Source organism: Parabacteroides leei (assembly GCF_023369805.1).
Taxonomy (GTDB): domain Bacteria; phylum Bacteroidota; class Bacteroidia; order Bacteroidales; family Tannerellaceae; genus Parabacteroides; species Parabacteroides leei.
Genome location: NZ_JAMBQG010000001.1, coordinates 454046 through 470526, shown reverse-complemented (window position 1 = coordinate 470526; position 16481 = coordinate 454046). Strand labels below are relative to the sequence as shown.

15 protein-coding genes are annotated in these 16481 nt (G+C 47.0%); 9 read left to right on the top strand and 6 right to left on the bottom strand.

Annotation, left to right across the window (positions count from 1 at the left end; all coding sequences use genetic code 11):
• Positions 1 to 163 precede the first annotated feature (163 nt).
• The 3 genes from M1P97_RS01880 to M1P97_RS01870 all read right to left on the bottom strand — a co-directional run bounded on the left by M1P97_RS01880 (position 164) and on the right by M1P97_RS01870 (position 6183).
• Positions 164 to 1846, bottom strand: coding sequence for a SusD/RagB family nutrient-binding outer membrane lipoprotein (locus tag M1P97_RS01880; RefSeq protein WP_249388232.1), 1683 nt, complete (start codon positions 1844 to 1846; stop codon positions 164 to 166).
• A 28-nt stretch (positions 1847 to 1874) separates the two neighbouring features.
• Positions 1875 to 4979, bottom strand: a complete 3105-nt coding sequence (locus M1P97_RS01875; RefSeq protein ID WP_249388231.1) for a SusC/RagA family TonB-linked outer membrane protein — start codon at positions 4977 to 4979, stop codon at positions 1875 to 1877.
• A 175-nt stretch (positions 4980 to 5154) separates the two neighbouring features.
• Positions 5155 to 6183, bottom strand: coding sequence for a FecR family protein (locus M1P97_RS01870; RefSeq protein ID WP_249388230.1), 1029 nt, complete (start codon positions 6181 to 6183; stop codon positions 5155 to 5157).
• A gap of 145 nt (positions 6184 to 6328) precedes the next feature.
• Between M1P97_RS01870 and gpmA the strand changes: the two genes are divergently transcribed.
• From gpmA to M1P97_RS01835, 7 genes are all read left to right on the top strand, one after another.
• Positions 6329 to 7078, top strand: a complete 750-nt coding sequence (gene gpmA / locus M1P97_RS01865) for a 2,3-diphosphoglycerate-dependent phosphoglycerate mutase (RefSeq protein ID WP_195374925.1) — start codon at positions 6329 to 6331, stop codon at positions 7076 to 7078.
• 110 nt (positions 7079 to 7188) lie between these two features.
• Complete coding sequence (locus M1P97_RS01860) at positions 7189 to 7749, top strand: RNA polymerase sigma-70 factor (RefSeq protein ID WP_195374924.1); 561 nt, start codon at positions 7189 to 7191, stop codon at positions 7747 to 7749.
• Between the two features lie 230 nt (positions 7750 to 7979).
• Complete coding sequence (locus M1P97_RS01855; protein ID WP_195374923.1) at positions 7980 to 8861, top strand: DUF3078 domain-containing protein; 882 nt, start codon at positions 7980 to 7982, stop codon at positions 8859 to 8861.
• A gap of 108 nt (positions 8862 to 8969) precedes the next feature.
• Positions 8970 to 9989, top strand: coding sequence for a phenylalanine--tRNA ligase subunit alpha (gene pheS, locus M1P97_RS01850; RefSeq protein ID WP_195374922.1), 1020 nt, complete (start codon positions 8970 to 8972; stop codon positions 9987 to 9989).
• A gap of 75 nt (positions 9990 to 10064) precedes the next feature.
• Positions 10065 to 10451: a fluoride efflux transporter CrcB gene (crcB, locus tag M1P97_RS01845; RefSeq protein WP_249388229.1), complete on the top strand. Its 387-nt coding sequence runs from the start codon at positions 10065 to 10067 to the stop codon at positions 10449 to 10451.
• A gap of 3 nt (positions 10452 to 10454) precedes the next feature.
• A complete protein-coding gene (gene nth / locus M1P97_RS01840; RefSeq protein ID WP_249388228.1) occupies positions 10455 to 11096 on the top strand; it encodes an endonuclease III in 642 nt (213 codons plus the stop codon).
• A gap of 3 nt (positions 11097 to 11099) precedes the next feature.
• Complete coding sequence (locus M1P97_RS01835) at positions 11100 to 11987, top strand: hypothetical protein (protein ID WP_249388227.1); 888 nt, start codon at positions 11100 to 11102, stop codon at positions 11985 to 11987.
• Between the two features lie 8 nt (positions 11988 to 11995).
• Here M1P97_RS01835 and M1P97_RS01830 read toward each other — a convergent pair whose 3' ends face one another.
• The 3 genes from M1P97_RS01830 to M1P97_RS01820 all read right to left on the bottom strand — a co-directional run bounded on the left by M1P97_RS01830 (position 11996) and on the right by M1P97_RS01820 (position 14918).
• Positions 11996 to 12745 carry an MBL fold metallo-hydrolase gene (locus M1P97_RS01830; RefSeq protein WP_195374918.1) on the bottom strand — a complete coding sequence of 250 codons (750 nt, stop codon included), beginning with the start codon at positions 12743 to 12745 and terminating at the stop codon, positions 11996 to 11998.
• Positions 12745 to 13758 carry a UDP-N-acetylmuramate dehydrogenase gene (murB, locus tag M1P97_RS01825; protein WP_249388226.1) on the bottom strand — a complete coding sequence of 338 codons (1014 nt, stop codon included), beginning with the start codon at positions 13756 to 13758 and terminating at the stop codon, positions 12745 to 12747. The genes M1P97_RS01830 and murB overlap by 1 nt, the downstream gene beginning before the upstream one ends.
• A 200-nt stretch (positions 13759 to 13958) precedes the next feature.
• Positions 13959 to 14918: a hypothetical protein gene (locus M1P97_RS01820; protein WP_195374916.1), complete on the bottom strand. Its 960-nt coding sequence runs from the start codon at positions 14916 to 14918 to the stop codon at positions 13959 to 13961.
• Between the two features lie 273 nt (positions 14919 to 15191).
• On the opposite strand from M1P97_RS01820, the gene M1P97_RS01815 reads away from it, so the two are divergent.
• Together M1P97_RS01815 and upp are read left to right on the top strand one after the other, a co-directional pair.
• On the top strand, positions 15192 to 15482 hold the full coding sequence (locus M1P97_RS01815; protein WP_007652950.1) for an HU family DNA-binding protein: 291 nt from the start codon (positions 15192 to 15194) through the stop codon (positions 15480 to 15482).
• A 342-nt stretch (positions 15483 to 15824) separates the two neighbouring features.
• Positions 15825 to 16478, top strand: a complete 654-nt coding sequence (gene upp, locus M1P97_RS01810) for a uracil phosphoribosyltransferase (RefSeq protein WP_195374915.1) — start codon at positions 15825 to 15827, stop codon at positions 16476 to 16478.
• Positions 16479 to 16481: the final 3 nt, after the last annotated feature.

The following is a 16481-nucleotide window of genomic DNA, read 5'->3' as shown; positions in this document are numbered from 1 at the left end:
TCTCTAATCAGACTTATTTCGGGTAAATGTACACAATTATTGAAGAAATACAACTTTCCCAACTAAAAAACTCGCCCGAAGGCCCCATCTTCACAGAAAGAGCACTTCAAGCGAGTGACACATCAATTATGTTGAAATGATATTAAATCATATTTCTTCGGGTCTATTCAACAGACGTACAGTAGTTTGCGTTTTTATCCCACCATAGGTTGGCTGCCACGTTGTCCTTGCCACCCAACATCTGAACACCTCTGTTGTATTCATCTTTGTTTACCAAGCTTTCCTTAACCGGATACTTGATACGTTTGATGAAATTCTTCGGATCTTTGATATCTTTCGAATAACCTCCGAAAACGGTTTCATCCCTGTAGATAGCAACATCCAGGCGAGGCAGGTTGAGGCGGCGTTTGTCGCTCCATCCTTCCCAAGACAAGTCGGGAGTACCGGCAATGTACTTCTGGGTGATGATCTTTTCAAGAGCTGTGTTACCAGCTCCGGCCTGGTCGTCATACTTGGCACTTGTACCGGCCAGGTTCTTTTCTGTCGATGCCAGGTATTCGTCGGCTTGACTGCCTACACCCCACTTTTCGAAAGAAGAGCGTACGCCTTCTTCGTATTCGTGCTTGGCATCACCTGCCAAGATACCGCGGGCAAACAATTCAGCTTTCAGGAAGCATACTTCTTCATATAAGAAGACGTCGTACGGGCGTGAGTTGTACTTGCCACCGTCTTTCACCAGATAACCCAGTTCGGCATAGTTCTTTACCACATAGTCGCCCTTGTTCTGTTCTTCCGAACGAGCACCGTACGGCAGACCTTGCCAGTTACCGCCTGTGATAGAAGGCTGGAAGATCTTCGGACCACGCGGGTCAACCTTTGCAGGATGCACGGAGGATACAGGTATCGGAGCTTCGCCTGTCAGCGTAGGAGTCGTATTTTGTACACCTTCCGGCCATGCTACACCACCAATGTTCGTTACCAGTTTCTCAAACGATTTCGACATATTCAACGGGCCACCCCAGGAGATCTGGAACATGACGTAGTTGTAATCCTGTCCCCATGAGCCGTCAGCCTTCGGAGGCATGTAAGCATTCTGTTTCGAGTTGCTGATCAAGCCGCCGTCAGCATTTATCGCTGCCTGGGCTTGTGTCTTACAAACATCGGGAGCTACTTCGGAAACCCGGAGAGCCAAACGCAGGCGAAGTGAATTAGCGAAGCGCTTCCAGGCGTCGTTATCACACTGGTATACGATATCGTTGCTCTTGTCCGTGAAGATACTCTTCGCGCCGGAGGTAAACATCTTCGGAGCTTCGTCGAGTTCGGAGAAATATTCGGTGTAGATATCTTCCATCTCACGGTACGGAGGGTTGGCCTCCGGATCATCGCTTGGTTTGGGGAAAGGCATCGGACCGAACAGGTCGGAAGCCATAGAGTGTACATACACACGCCAGATACGTGCGAAGGCAATCGTATTTGCATAGTCTTCAGCATCCTCACGGGCCGAGAGGTCGCGGATCACAATATTCAGGGAAGCGAGCTGTTTAAGGTATTGTTCCCAGATCAAAAGGTTCCATCCATCGTTCTGAACGTAGTTGGCTGTCGACCAACCGCCCCCGTCGACCGCCATCTGCGAGTACAAGTCAACCTGCAAGGCTTTCAAACGCTGTTCTACATCACCATCAATAATTTTACCGCCACGTACGGTACCGAGCAGGCGAGGCTCGTTCATATTATAATCGACATCGTTGGACGGCTTGTTGGGATTTTCATTCAACCCCGTCAGGTCACAGCTGGAAACACCCAGCAAAAGAAGTGAACAAGCAGCTAATATCTTAACATTTTTCATAACAATTCTTTTTTAAATTAGTAGATTTTTAGAAGGCTACATTCAGGTTGAAACCTAAGCTACGCATAGTTGGCATAGAACCGTATTCAATACCTTGTGCATTACCAGAAGTGTAAGCAGCTTCAGGATCGAACCCTTTGGTCTTACTGTAGATCATAAACAGGTTGCGGGCAACGAAGCTCAGTTTTAATCCAGTGAAAGGAGTCTTTGAAAGCATTGACTTCGGCAGGCTGTATCCCAGGCTCAATTCGCGTAAACGGATGTTAGTTGCATCATACATCCAGGCTTCAGTGATACCGGAAAGACTTGTCCAGTACTTTTCAGCGGACACCTTCTGTGAATTCGGAGTACCATCGGACAGATAACCCGGAGTAACCAGACCATCTTCGCGTCCGCCGAGTGTCATTTCCAGCGAACCATTGGCTGCGCCACGGGCAATAGATCCCATGTATACATCGCCGCCTTTACGCATATCAATCATAAAGTTCAAAGAGAAGTTCTTATAAGAGAAAGAGTTGTTCCAACCTAACATCCAGTCCGGCTGGTTGTTACCCAATAGAACCATATCCTCCGTACGCAAAGGCACACCTTCGTCACCAACCAAAATACGACCATTGTCATCGCGCTCGTAAGCATATCCGTAAATGTCACCGAAAGCTCCACCTTCGTGAGCCACAATTTTCAGGAATGTAACGGAAGGATCGCTCAGGATCTGTTCTTGGGTATCATTGGTCAGCGAAACCACTTTGTTCTTATTCTTCGACCAGTTCAGTTGAGTATCCCAAACAAAACCAGATTCAGTCATCACCGGAGTGGCGTTAAGTGCAATTTCAATACCTTTATTCTCGATATTACCTGCGTTGATCATCTTCTTCTTGAAGCCGGTTGCAGAAGGGACATCGATCTTCAGGATTTGGTCTTTTGAGTTTTTCTTGTAGTAAGCCAGGTCGATACCTACGCGATTGTTGAAACCTTTCAGTTCAAGACCTAATTCCCAGGAGTTGATCGTTTCGTTCTTCAGGTTCGGATTAGCCATCCAATCCTCGTTATTGGCACTGAAGATACCGCCCTTGATATCATAACCAATCTTAAAATAGTCACGCAACATATACGGATCGGTATCGTTACCAACCTGTGCCCAGGATGCACGAAGCTTACCGAAAGAAAGGAAACCGGTGCTACCACCCATCTTATTGATCATCTGCGTAAAGATCCAGCTTGCACCCACTGACGGATAGAAGTAGGAAGCATTGTCCTTAGGCAAGGTAGACGACCAGTCATTACGGGCTGTCAAGTCCAGATACAGGTAATCGTCCCATGACATAGAAGCCGTTGCGTAGATAGAATTGATCTGCTTGCGTGTCTTTTCATACTCGCCGCCATGTGTCTTACCGTTTGCGATAGCGTGGAAATCAGGGATGATGAACTCGCCGGAGTTCTCGGTATAAAGAGCGGTAGAGCGATACATAATGTTACCACCTACTGTACCCACGATACCGAAACGATCCCAGTTACCTTTAGCTGTCAACAGGAAGTCGGAGTTGATTTCGTTAAATTTTTCAGATTTGGCCTGCATGCTACCATTCATTTCCCAGTAAGGTGTACCTGTTCCACGAACCCATTCATACTGAACGGTGTAGTTATCCATACCGGAACGCAACTTCAAGCTCAGCCAGTCGGTAAACGTAAAGTCCAAAGCGGCGAAACCGATCAGACGGTCTTTCTTATCACTGTTAGTCATGCGGTAGGCCGACCAGAAGGGGCTCTCTGCATTTGTATTGTGATTGACAACGAAACCTGCGGCAGAACCATCGGCACGTTTCCAGTTGTTGGCCTCATATCCTGAGTAATCGGAGAAAGCAACGCTTCTCGGCATGCTCAAATAATTCAGGAAGATGTTGTCGGGGTCGGTAGCCAGCTTGATACGGTTGTTGGTATGCTGGTTGATATAGTTTACTTTCATGTCGGCAGATAACCATTTGGCCAATTTAACCGTTGAACGCAAATTGATAGAGGTACGGTCGAGGCCGCTGTTAGGAACTACACCTTTGTTGTCGAGACGGGTCACACCTGCACGGAAAGTTATATCTTCAGAGCTCTTGCTGATATCGACACTGTTCGTCCAGGAAGTACCGGTACGCAGGAAGTCTTTATACAAATTGTTGTCGCGAGCGGCATAACCGAACGAACCTAAAGCCATATCTTTTGTCGATCCGTCCATCTTCGGACCCCAGCTTCCGTATACATTATTATTATATGCACCGGCAGCGCCTTGTCCGTATACATTCTGGAAAGTCGGAGTTTGCATCGGGTCTTCAGCCGTAAAGTTCAAATTGTAGTTTACGCCTACACCTTTCGACTGTGTTCCTTTCTTGGTTGTGATCATCACAACTCCGTTACCGGCACGGCTACCATACAAAGCGGCTGCGGCCGGACCTTTCAGGACAGACATGCTCTCGATATCGTCGGGCGAGATATCCGACATACCGGAACCTTTATCCACATTACCGTTACCGTAGAAATCGTCGGTACCACCGCTGAAGTTGTCGATAGGCACACCGTCGACTACAACCAACGGCTGGTTGTTGCCCGCGATAGAGTTGTTACCACGGATCACGATACGGGTAGAACCACCTACACCGGTACCATTCTGTTTGATCTGCAAACCAGCCACTTTACCGGCCAATGCGTTGGCTACGTTGGCATCGCGCGTCTGGGTGAGTGATTCCCCTTTCAGCTCCTGCATCGAATATCCCAACGCTTTCTTTTCGCGCTTGATACCCAAAGCGGTAACCACTACCTCCTCAATATTTTGTGTGTCTTCGCTTAATTGTACATCGATTTTAGTCTTTCCGTTAATCGCCACCGTAACGGTTGCGTATCCTATATAACTGAATTGCAGTTCTTTTCCACCTTCTACATCAAGCGTATAGTTACCATCTACATCGGTGATTGTACCAACTGTGGTACCGGGTACCAAAACACTTACGCCGGGAAGTCCGAATCCATCATTCGTGTCCGTCACTACACCGGAAATCTGTTGAGCACTCAGGTTACAACATGCAACCAGTGCCACGATAATACCCAGTAATTTTCTTAATTCTGAGTAGTTCTTGAATAAAGAGTATCTCATATCATTTTTATTTAGGGTTACAAAGCATGCATAATGTGTGTATCATAACTTTGTGATTTTTAATAAATTAAACAATAGAAAATTAAAGCTGTTCGTTTGGAGACAGCACATGAAGGTCTTATTCCTAAGTCTGTTTCATAGGCAATCATATCGTTTTAGAATTAATACTAGTTATCTATTTTGTTATTTCAATTATCGGTATTTCAGGCGTTTGACTGGAAGTAACGGGTGTTTTCCGTATCTTATATTTTATGCCGGAGGCAAGTTGGAGGTATTCCATCACCTGGGGTAGTTGTTCATCTTTAAACCTCGCCGTAATGATCGAATGGAGAGCCGTCGAGTCTTTGACCAGGAATCTCACGTGGTAATGCCTGCTCAACACTTTCAGCACCTCATCCATCGGATGATTGCGGAAGACGATTGTTCCGTCTTTCCAGGCCGTTTCGTGGTCGATATTCACCGTTGCGACGTCTAACTGGCCGGTAGTTTTCGTAAAGGTTGCCTTTTCGTTCGGTTTTATCTTACGGGAAACATCCTGTCCGCCAGGCGAATGTACCGATACTTTGACCGACCCTTCGACCAGAGTCGTTTCGATTTCATCTTCATCGGCGTAGGCTGCGACATTGAAAGTTGTTCCGAGCACTTCCACCGCATATTCGGAACCGGCCTGTACGATAAACGGTTTCTTTGCGTCGTGCGTCACTTTGAAATAACCTTGTCCTTCGAGAACGACCCGGCGGTTGCCAGCCACGAACTCAGACGGGTACTTCAACGAACTGGCCGCATTCAACCATACTTGCGAACCGTCCGGCAAGTCGAAAGCGGAGACGACTCCCGGGTTGGTGCGCACTTCAACCATGCGCACCTCTTCTTTACCTCCCTGCACCCATAGGTATGCAGATAAAACTAATATCGGGAAAAATAGAATGGCTGCCGTCCGCTGCAAAATTGAAATAACCCGATGCAGACGCGCCTTCTTATTTAGTACCTGAACCTGAGATTTGAAACGCAGCAAGGCCTGGTCGGGGTCGACCGACTGCATCACCCGCACGCGTTTTACCACTTCGTGGGTGAAATAAAGTTGTTCCAGGAGCCTGGCATTCTCAGGAGAAGCAGCCTGCCACTCTTCGACAGCCGTCACGCCGCTAGCCGGTAGAGTTCCGTCTATGTACTGTAATAATATGTCTTCATTAATTGTTTCCATATTCTTCTGCTTCTATTATTAATACAATTCACACAAAGAATGTACTAAACAGAAATGTAACTTTTTTAAGAAAAAATTCAAAATCTTTTCCGATATCCGACTTGTTATGTAGATACACAGAGAGTTACCATTAATAAAAAAGAATATGAAAAAGATTGTTTTGCTCCGCCACGGCGAAAGCGCCTGGAACAAGGAGAACCGTTTTACGGGATGGACCGACGTAGATCTGACTGAAAAAGGAATAGAGGAAGCCTGCAAAGCCGGTGATTTATTACGGAAAGAGGGCTTCGTTTTCGACAAAGCCTATACATCTTATTTAAAGCGTGCTGTCAAGACATTAAATAATGTACTCGACCGGATGGACCAGGACTGGATACCGGTGGAGAAAAGCTGGCGTCTGAACGAGAAGCATTACGGCGCATTGCAGGGCCTCAACAAAAGCGAGACGGCCGAGAGATATGGCGACGAACAGGTATTGATCTGGCGCAGAAGCTACGATGTGGCCCCACATGCCCTGAAAGAGGACGACCCGCGTAACCCACGTTTCGATATCCGTTACAAGGATGTGCCCGACAAAGAGCTGCCGCGTACGGAATCGCTGAAAGATACCGTCGACCGCATCCTCCCCTACTGGAAAGAGGTGATCTTCCCTTCGTTGAAGACTTCCGACCAGATCCTGGTGACGGCCCACGGAAACAGCCTGAGAGGTATCATTAAATATGTACGCAATATCCCGGACGAGGACATCGTTCACCTGAACCTTCCCACCGCCGTGCCTTACGTGCTCGAGTTTGATGACGACCTGAACCTCGTGAAGGATTATTTCCTCGGCGACCCCGAAGAAATCAAAAAGCTGATGGAAGCTGTCGCCAACCAGGGAAAGAAAGCGAAATAACAGCCTCTTATTAAATTTCAAAGCCCGGAATAAATAAAAAATTCCGGGCTTTGTCTCTTCAATCAAGAAATAATTGATTATGTTTGTAGAGAACAAAAAAACTAAATACTGTGAATACGGAAAATGAACTGACCTTACATCTATTGAAAGCGGGCAACGACAATGCCTTCGACACAGTCTACAAGCAATACTACCGGGGGCTGTGTGCCTTCGCATCCCAATACGTAGCCGAAACGGAAATAGAAGAAATCGTACAGGAGGTAATGATGTGGCTCTGGGAAAACCATGCCTCGCTGGTTCCCGAACTCTCCCTCAAATCCTTACTCTTTATGATGGTGAAGAACAAATGCCTGAATCACATCTCCCACAACCAAATCCGCCAGCGGGTACATGAAAAGCTTTACGCCAAATTCGAAAACCAGTTCGAAGATCCCGACTTTTACATAGAGAACGAATTGATCGCCTTGGCAGCCAAGGCGATCCGGGAGCTCCCGGATGATTATAGAAAAGCCTTCGAAATGAACCGTTTCGACAACCTTACCTACAACGAGATCGCAGAGAGAACCGGCGTTTCACCCAAGACCGTGGCCTATCGCATCTCACAGGCGCTCAAAATCCTGCGGGTAGAGTTGAAAGACTATATGCCGCTGCTGCTCGTTTTATTACAATAACCCATATGCCCCTAAAACCCCATTCGGAACAAATTTCAATTTCTTCCGAAAGAATTTTTATTTTCTTCCGAAAGAAATTTTTTTTTCTCACGGATGGTCTGTTTTGCACCTAAAAACAACACGGTAAATTATATACAATAAGTTCTTTTCTCGCCACTGAACAAAAATTAATCCATCCTGTTTTATAAATAAGGCGCCCCTCAAATAAAAACAACAAAAAGAAAATGAAAATGAAACGTACATACTTAATGATATTATTCGCCGCGCTGGCTACCGCTGTGTACAGCCAGACCGACGACAAAGGCTATGAGGAAGGGAAATATGTGTTAAAAGGCGTGTCAGGCCTCAACCTGTCGCAAACAGCCATGACCAACTGGTCGGCCGGAGGTGAAAACTCCGTAGCCGGAAACGCCTACCTCAACGGCTCGCTGACGCACAAAAGCGGCAACTGGCTCTGGGTGACCAACCTCGTCCTCGACTACGGGTTGACGAAAACCAAATCGCAGGGCATGCGCAAGAGCACCGACAAGATCGGACTCTCCACCCAGCTCGGCTACTCGACCAACAATGTCTGGTACTACACCCTCATGGGCGACATCAACACCCAGTTCGCCAAAGGCTACAACTACCCGGACAAGGAACATTACATCTCCAACTTCTTCGCACCGGCCTACTCCAACGTCTCGCTGGGTATGGAATACCGCCCGAAGAGCAACTATTCGGTCTACCTCTCGCCCGTATCCGCCAAAATGACGTTTGTTGAGGACGATTACCTGTCAGAAATCGGAGCCTTCGGAGTCGATCCGGGCGACCGTTTCAAAATCGAATGCGGCGCCTACCTCAAAGCACGTGCCGAAATGCCCCTGATGGAAAATGTCAGTCTCATCACGACAGCCGACTTCTTCACCCCTTACAGCAACCAGTTCGGCAACATCGACGTCAACTGGGATATGCTCATCAGCATGAAGATCAACAAATTCCTCTCGGCAACACTCAACACGACGCTGAAATACGACAACGACGTCAAGACTTTCGACGACAACGGTACGAAACACGGCGCAAAAGTGCAGTTCAAAGAGATACTGGGCGTGGGCCTGGCCTACAATTTCTGACCGGAAACAAGACCCAGACAGCGTTTTTAATAAAAAACCTGCTGCAATCGGTTGCAGTATCCAAAAGAAAGGAGTAAATTTGCACGACGAAAACAAATATGATTAGAAATGATCAATAAAATCAAGGCTCTGCTACAAGAAGTAGAGAACATGAAGGCAGCAAATGCCGAAGAGCTGGAAGCTTTACGCATCAAATACCTCAGCAAAAAAGGAGAAATCTCCGCGCTGATGAATGATTTCCGCAACGTGGCGGCCGATCAGAAACGTGAAGTAGGACAGTTCCTCAACCAACTGAAAGAAACGACTCAGAATAAGATCAACGAACTGAAAGAGAGTTTCGATAACGTGCAAACGGGCAACGACGACATCGATCTGACCCGTACCGCTTATCCGGTTGAACTGGGAACACGCCACCCGCTTTCTCTTGTTAAAAAGGAAATATGCGACATCTTCGGACGTCTGGGCTTCAGCATCGCAGAAGGCCCCGAAATTGAAGACGACTGGCATGTATTCTCATCATTGAATTTTGCCGAAGACCATCCTGCACGCGATATGCAGGACACGTTCTTCATACAACATAATCCGGATGTGCTATTGCGTACGCACACCTCATCCGTACAGACCCGCGTGATGGAGACACAGCAACCTCCTATCCGCATCATCTGCCCGGGACGTGTGTACCGCAACGAGGCGATCTCTTACCGCGCACACTGCTTCTTCCACCAGGTGGAAGCCCTGTATGTCGACAAGAACGTGTCGTTTGCCGACCTGAAACAGGCCCTGCTCTTCTTTGCAAAAGAAATGTTCGGCCCGGAAACAAAAATACGTCTGCGTCCCTCCTACTTCCCCTTCACTGAACCGTCGGCGGAAATGGATATTTCCTGCAATCTCTGCGGAGGCAAAGGATGCGCATTCTGCAAACATACCGGCTGGGTGGAAATCCTGGGATGCGGTATGGTAGACCCGAATGTTTTGGAAAGTTGCGGTATCGACAGTAAAGTATATACCGGCTACGCCCTGGGAATGGGTATCGAACGTATTACAAACCTGAAATACCAAGTAAAAGACCTAAGAATGTTCTCAGAGAACGATGTTCGTTTCCTGAAACAATTTGAATCAGCCAATTAAATTGGAAACCTAAATCATTTACCATCTTCCCCGGGCCTTTAACCAGCCCGGGGGAAACACATCAAGGAGGATAATATGATAAAGGTTTTATTTTTAATTGCAGGAGGCGCAATCGGATCGGCACTACGCTATGGAGTTTCCATGTGGATACAACGAACGATGCTGCACTCCTTTCCCTTCGGGATACTTTCCGTTAACGTGATCGGTTCCTTCCTTATCGGATTTTGCTGGAGCCTGGCCGAATATCACAACCTGTCGCTCAACGCAAGAGCTTTTCTCTTCACCGGACTTTTCGGCGGATTTACCACATTTTCGTCGTTCGCACTCGATACAATGTCGCTGATGAAAACCGGCGAATATAAACTTGCAATACTGAATATACTGGCTAGCAACATATTAGGACTACTTGCCGTCTTTTTGGGTTTGCTGCTTGGAAAAAATACATTATCTTTATTGAAATAAAGTATGCGTAAAGAGGAACGATATAAAGGTGTACTCAACTGGTTCAACGAAAACGTGCCGGTTGCAGAAACGGAGTTGCACTACGACGACCCCTACCAGTTGCTTATTGCCGTGATCTTGTCTGCACAATGCACCGACAAGCGGGTCAATATGATAACCCCGGCTCTGTTCAAGGATTTTCCCACCGCTGAGGTGATGGCGGCCTCCACACCCGAGGTCATCTTCGAATATATCCGTAGCGTCTCCTACCCCAACAACAAAGCGAAACACCTGGTCGGAATGGCCCGGATGCTGATCTCCGACTTCGGAGGCGTGGTGCCCTCTGACATCGACGAGTTGCAGAAACTACCCGGCGTGGGACGCAAAACGGCCAACGTGATCGCCTCTGTCGTCTACAACAAGCCGGCCATGGCGGTAGACACCCATGTGTTCCGCGTAGCCAACCGCATCGGACTGACCAACAACAGCAAGACTCCGCTCGAAACGGAACGCAAACTGGTGAAACATATACCCGAGAAAATGATCCCGATCGCCCACCACTGGCTCATCCTTCACGGACGTTACACCTGCATCGCCCGGAAACCTAAATGCGAAGAATGCGGCCTCAAGCCCTGGTGCAAGCATTTCCTGACGACAAAAACGTAAAACATGAAAGACCATAGGCGGGAAATAGTAATTTTTATTCTAACTGCTCTCGCTACACTGTCGGCAGTCTATTACTTTTTCGGTGACATGAAGAAGGGTATGAACGTGGCGCAAACGGATCTCTATACCCTGACCGCTCCGTCGCCCGAAGCCATCCTGACCGTGAACCGCCCGGCTGTCTTTGCGGGTATGATACTATCCAAGAAGCCTGTATATCAAGCCTTCGCATCGGAGATTCCGGAGATATTCCTGTCTATCATCAGGAAGAACAAGGAGCTTTCCGCCCTGCAACTCTCATTTCACACGCAAGGGGTGGTGATGTATGCCAAAGCCGACAAAAATACAGTAAGTCACATCGAGAGCGAAATACTGAGCAGCACCTTCGCCTCATTTGCGCCCCAAAAGCAGACCAAAGGGGAGATTACGTTCATTTATTTTCCGGATACCGACAATCGCTTTTTCGGGTATTATCAGTACAACGGCATCTGGGTAGCCAGTTACAGCAAAAAACTGCTCGAAGAGGTGGCCGACATACAAAGAAACCAGAAGAACTACTTGCAGAAAGAGCAGGTAAAACTGCGCAAGACCCTCGACAAAAACGCGCCGCTCAACCTCATGATACAGTCCGAGAAACTCAACCTCTACGTCAGGACGGGCGACTCTACCCTTTGGAAGATAAGCGACAGATGGCTAGGTGCCGACCTGTTCGAAAGCGAAGGCAACATCTGTTATTTCAGCAGCCTGCCTTATCTCGCCCCGGCCGACACGCTCTACCGCACCATCGCCGACACGCTCTCGCTACGACTCGAACAGCGTTTCCCCCAACTCCATATCTCCAGCCAGAGCTATGAGGAGGACGGAAAAGTATTTTATACGGGATGTACTTTCTGACAGTCGCCTCAAATCACCAATCCGTCATACGCAAAATGTACATGCGGGGGTAATTCTTTTTCTATTTCGGCATGTAATCCGATCCGGTGACTCATATGGATCAGGTAGGCTTCTTTCGGCCGGATACGCTCGACGTTGGCCAAAGCCTGCTCCAGGCTCTCGTGCGTGGGATGCTCTCCCCGTCGCAACGCCGCGATAATCAGGACATCCAACCCTTCCAACTTGACATATTCCTCTTCCGGAAGTGATTTCAGATCGGTCAGATAGGCCATATTTCCGATCCGGTAGCCCAAGATAGGCAGACTGCCGTGCATCACGCGAATAGGAACAATCGTCAGTCCGGCAGCCACGAAGGGCGCAGTGCCGATCCGGTGCATCTCCAGGTTCGGGACGCCCGGGTACTTATGTTTACGGAAGACATAAGGGATACGTGTCTCGATGGCTTCGGCCACGGAGTCTTCAGCATAAATATCGACTCCCTTTTCGCGGCAGAAAGGACGCAGATCGTCCAGCCCCCCTACATGGTCATAATGCTCGTGCGAGATTAAAACGGCGTCCAGATGGTACGTCCTACTTGTTATCATCTGCCAACGGAAGTCCGGGCCACAGTCCAGCAAAATGCGTTTTCCTTCCGTCTCCACCAGCACCGAAGTGCGCAGACGCCAGTCGCGGGGGTCTTTACTCGTACAGACTTCGCACTGGCAACCTATCTCGGGAACCCCGGTTGAAGTCCCCGTCCCCAAAAAAGTAATTTTCATTATCCTACATATTTAACCTCCGGCATGATCTCTATGCCGAAACGATCTTTTACGGCGGCACGGATACTTTCGGCCACCAGCGCGATCTCGTGTCCCCTGGCCTCTCCCAGGTTGACCAGGACAAGCGCCTGTTTTTCGTAAACCCCTACCGACCCGTGCGACTTACCTTTAAACCCGCATTGCTCGATCAGCCAGCCGGCAGGTACTTTCACCTTGCCTTCGCCGGCAGCGTACGACGGTATTTCCGGATACTGCGCCTTCAGTTTCTCGAACTGTGCGGCAGCAATAACGGGATTCATGAAGAAACTGCCGGCATTGCCCAGCTTCTCAGGGTCGGGAAGTTTCTCCCGACGGATCTTGACGACGGCTTCCCGAATGGTTGCCGGTGTGATCTCCGGATAATGAGCCAGTTCCTCCTTCAGGTTTCCGTAGTTGACGGAGAGGCGGGGGTGTTTATCCAACCGCAGTGTTATATAAGTAACAATGTGCGGATCGTTATGTTCGTTTTTGAAATAGCTGTTGCGGTAACCGTACTGGCATTCGGCATTTGTGAAGGTATGCTTTGCGAATGTCAACTGGTTGTATGTCTCCACATTTTCGATCACGTCTTTGATTTCCACGCCGTAAGCACCAATGTTCTGGATAGCGGCAGCACCGGCCTCCCCGGGTATAAGCGACAGGTTCTCGATACCTCCCCATCCTTTCGACACGGCGTAGGCCACTACGTCGTCCCACTGCTCGGCGGCTCCTACGCGCAGGTAGGCATGATCGTCCGTTTCCTTCACCAGAGTGATCCCTTTTATGGCCGAGTGCAGGATGATCCCGTTGAAGTCGTTTATAAATAACAGATTACTCCCACTTCCTATGTGTAACGACAAACACTCCTGGAAATACTCATCATGTAAAATACGCCCCAACTCCTCTTCATCCGCATACTCCATGAACCAACGCGTCTTGACCGGCAGATGGAAAGTGTTATGCTTTTCCAACGAGTAATTTTCTTCTATCCTCATAATCTCTCTGTTTATTTATTGCAGGACAAAAGTAGTTATAAAATCGGGAATTCAGAATGCAAAATCGAAAATTACACATCTCCTCCCGACACAACGTTATCCCCCCAAGGGACGTTACAGTATGCCGGAAGGAAACGCCAAGCACCATATATTATAGGTATATGCCTACATTATATATATAGTATAAATATTTTCTGTTTTTACAATGTGTCTACTATCTCTCTTTGTTTCGTAAAATAAATCATCCGTTGTATCTCTCCGCTTTGTGAAATCAGTGTGGAATATCGTTTCAAAGACTGTATCCACTCTTTCTGCGCACGGCATATTTCCGGGTGTTGCGAATCCATATAATTGATCGCATACAGGCGGTACATCGACAACTGGAAACTGCCTTTCTCGATAAAGCTATAAGTCGCTTCAAAATTGATGTTCGATAAATAGAGATAAGATTGTTTCCCGTTGGAGAATTCGCCGGAGGATGCTACATGCTCCAGGTCGTCCAACAGACGGTGAAGTTCGTTCTTCATCACTTCGATGTCGTCATCCGACAGCATATTCAGTCCGGCAAAGTATTTTACCTCCCGCACAAACGACTGAAATAGGTTGTTATCCAAAATAGTATAAGTCACCGGAACCTGGCGTATCTCCTGCATCAACTTCCGCTGCGACTCCAGCACCTTCTCCGGAACCACAACATCTTCCATACTTCCCGTCATCTTCATCCCGTTATTCTGATGCAACCATCTGCACAGGCGGAACTTCGTTATACGCTCGAACGGAGAGTAGAGCGTGAAAGGAATAATGTTGCATGCTGTACTGACCACCGACTTCGGATCATCTTTAATGAAAGTGAACAATTTAAGATAGCGTTTGATGATATCATGGTAATTGTCGATATGGCTTACGCCGTCAGCTACATTCAGATTAAAGACGGCACCTTCTGCCCGGTTGGTTCCGACAATCTGATCCAACGAAATACCCAGGCTCTGGGATAATAATGATACCTCATAAAAAGTAAACGGAACTTCTCCACGCAACCGGCGGTATACAGCCTCCTTTCCTATAGATATTATATCCATAATATAGTTAGCCAAATTTGTCTCCTCAGGGAGATGTTCCCTCATGGCTTTTATAAGCCCGTTATTCAATGCATCTTTCATAACTATTAGTGTGTTGTTTTTACTGTTTCTACTCATGTTTTTCATAAAAAAATTGCCAGTCCAGTGTATCCAAATGGCATAAGGCCTTGTTTTCGTTTCGATTACCGCAAACAGATACTAATTAACGTTTTTTGTTTCTCTATTCGTAACAAAAGCCTACAGCTATTGTTTAATAAGAAATGAACGCCATTTTTCTTGTCTGCAAAAAGACACCATTTAAAAGATAGTATGGCTTACATTTGCACTGTATATAATCATTAAAAAGAAACACTCATGAACAAAGCAGAACTTATCGAGGCCTTAGCAGATAAGGCAGGGTTACAGAAACAGAAAGCAAAAAAAGTATTAGATGCTTACATCGAGATCGTAACCGAAAAAATGTCACAAAAAGAGGAAATTACTCTTATTGGTTTTGGTACATTAATACCTAGACCTCAAACAAGTCGCCTGGCTCGTAATCCAAAAACTGGTACTCCGGTACAGATTCCAGCCAGAACAACGGTAAAGTTCAAACCCGGTAAATTCTTGCTGGAGGCTATGAACGGCACTGGCGAGAAAAAATAATATGATTTGTTTTTATAACTTCCTTCATGCCATATGCATGGGGGAAGTTTTTTTCACCTCCTTTTCTCTTATTTATATCACTTGTGCAAAAATACATATAGTATTTTAGTATTTCGAGGTGATTTAAAAGTATACCTAAGCAGCCCGGTTCTAATTAAACAACCGAATACATATCCCCACTTCTTTTTTCGCAATATTTAAATCTAAACATCCAATCTTGTTTCGGAATATGAAACTTTGTGCCTACTTTTGGATTTTATCAACAAACATTTGTATGATGCTCTAATTATATATAATTTCGGCTCCGAAAAAATAAATGTCCGGCATATACAAAATATTCACATGAAAATAGTTAATCTGGGAGAATCAAACTCCATATTAAATAGATTCGTTTCTGAATTACGGGATGTAAATATTCAGAAAGATAGTCTTCGTTTCCGCAGAAACATCGAACGGATAGGTGAAATTATGGCCTACGAAATCAGTAAAGATTTTTCTTACAGTCAAAAAGATATCCAGTCCCCGCTTGGAATCGCTCCTATGAATACGCCTGACGACCGGGTCGTGATCAGCACCATCCTACGCGCAGGCCTCCCTTATCACCAGGGATTCCTGAGTTATCTTGATTATGCGGAGAACGCGTTCGTATCTGCTTACCGGAAATACAAGGATCGCCTGAACTTCGACATCCATATAGAATACATCGCTTCCCCGAGATTAACAGAGAAAACCCTGATCATCACCGATCCGATGCTGGCAACGGGTAGTTCGATGGAACTGGCTTACGAAGCGTTGCTGACAAAGGGACATCCGTCACATATCCATGTGGCCTCTATTATCGCCAGCAAGCAGGCTATCGAATACCTGCAAAGGAAAATGCCAGACGACAAAACGACCATCTGGATCGCCGCCCTCGACAACGAACTGGACGATCACTCCTATATCATCCCAGGACTGGGAGATGCCGGCGACCTGGCATACGGAGAAAAAGAATAAGAA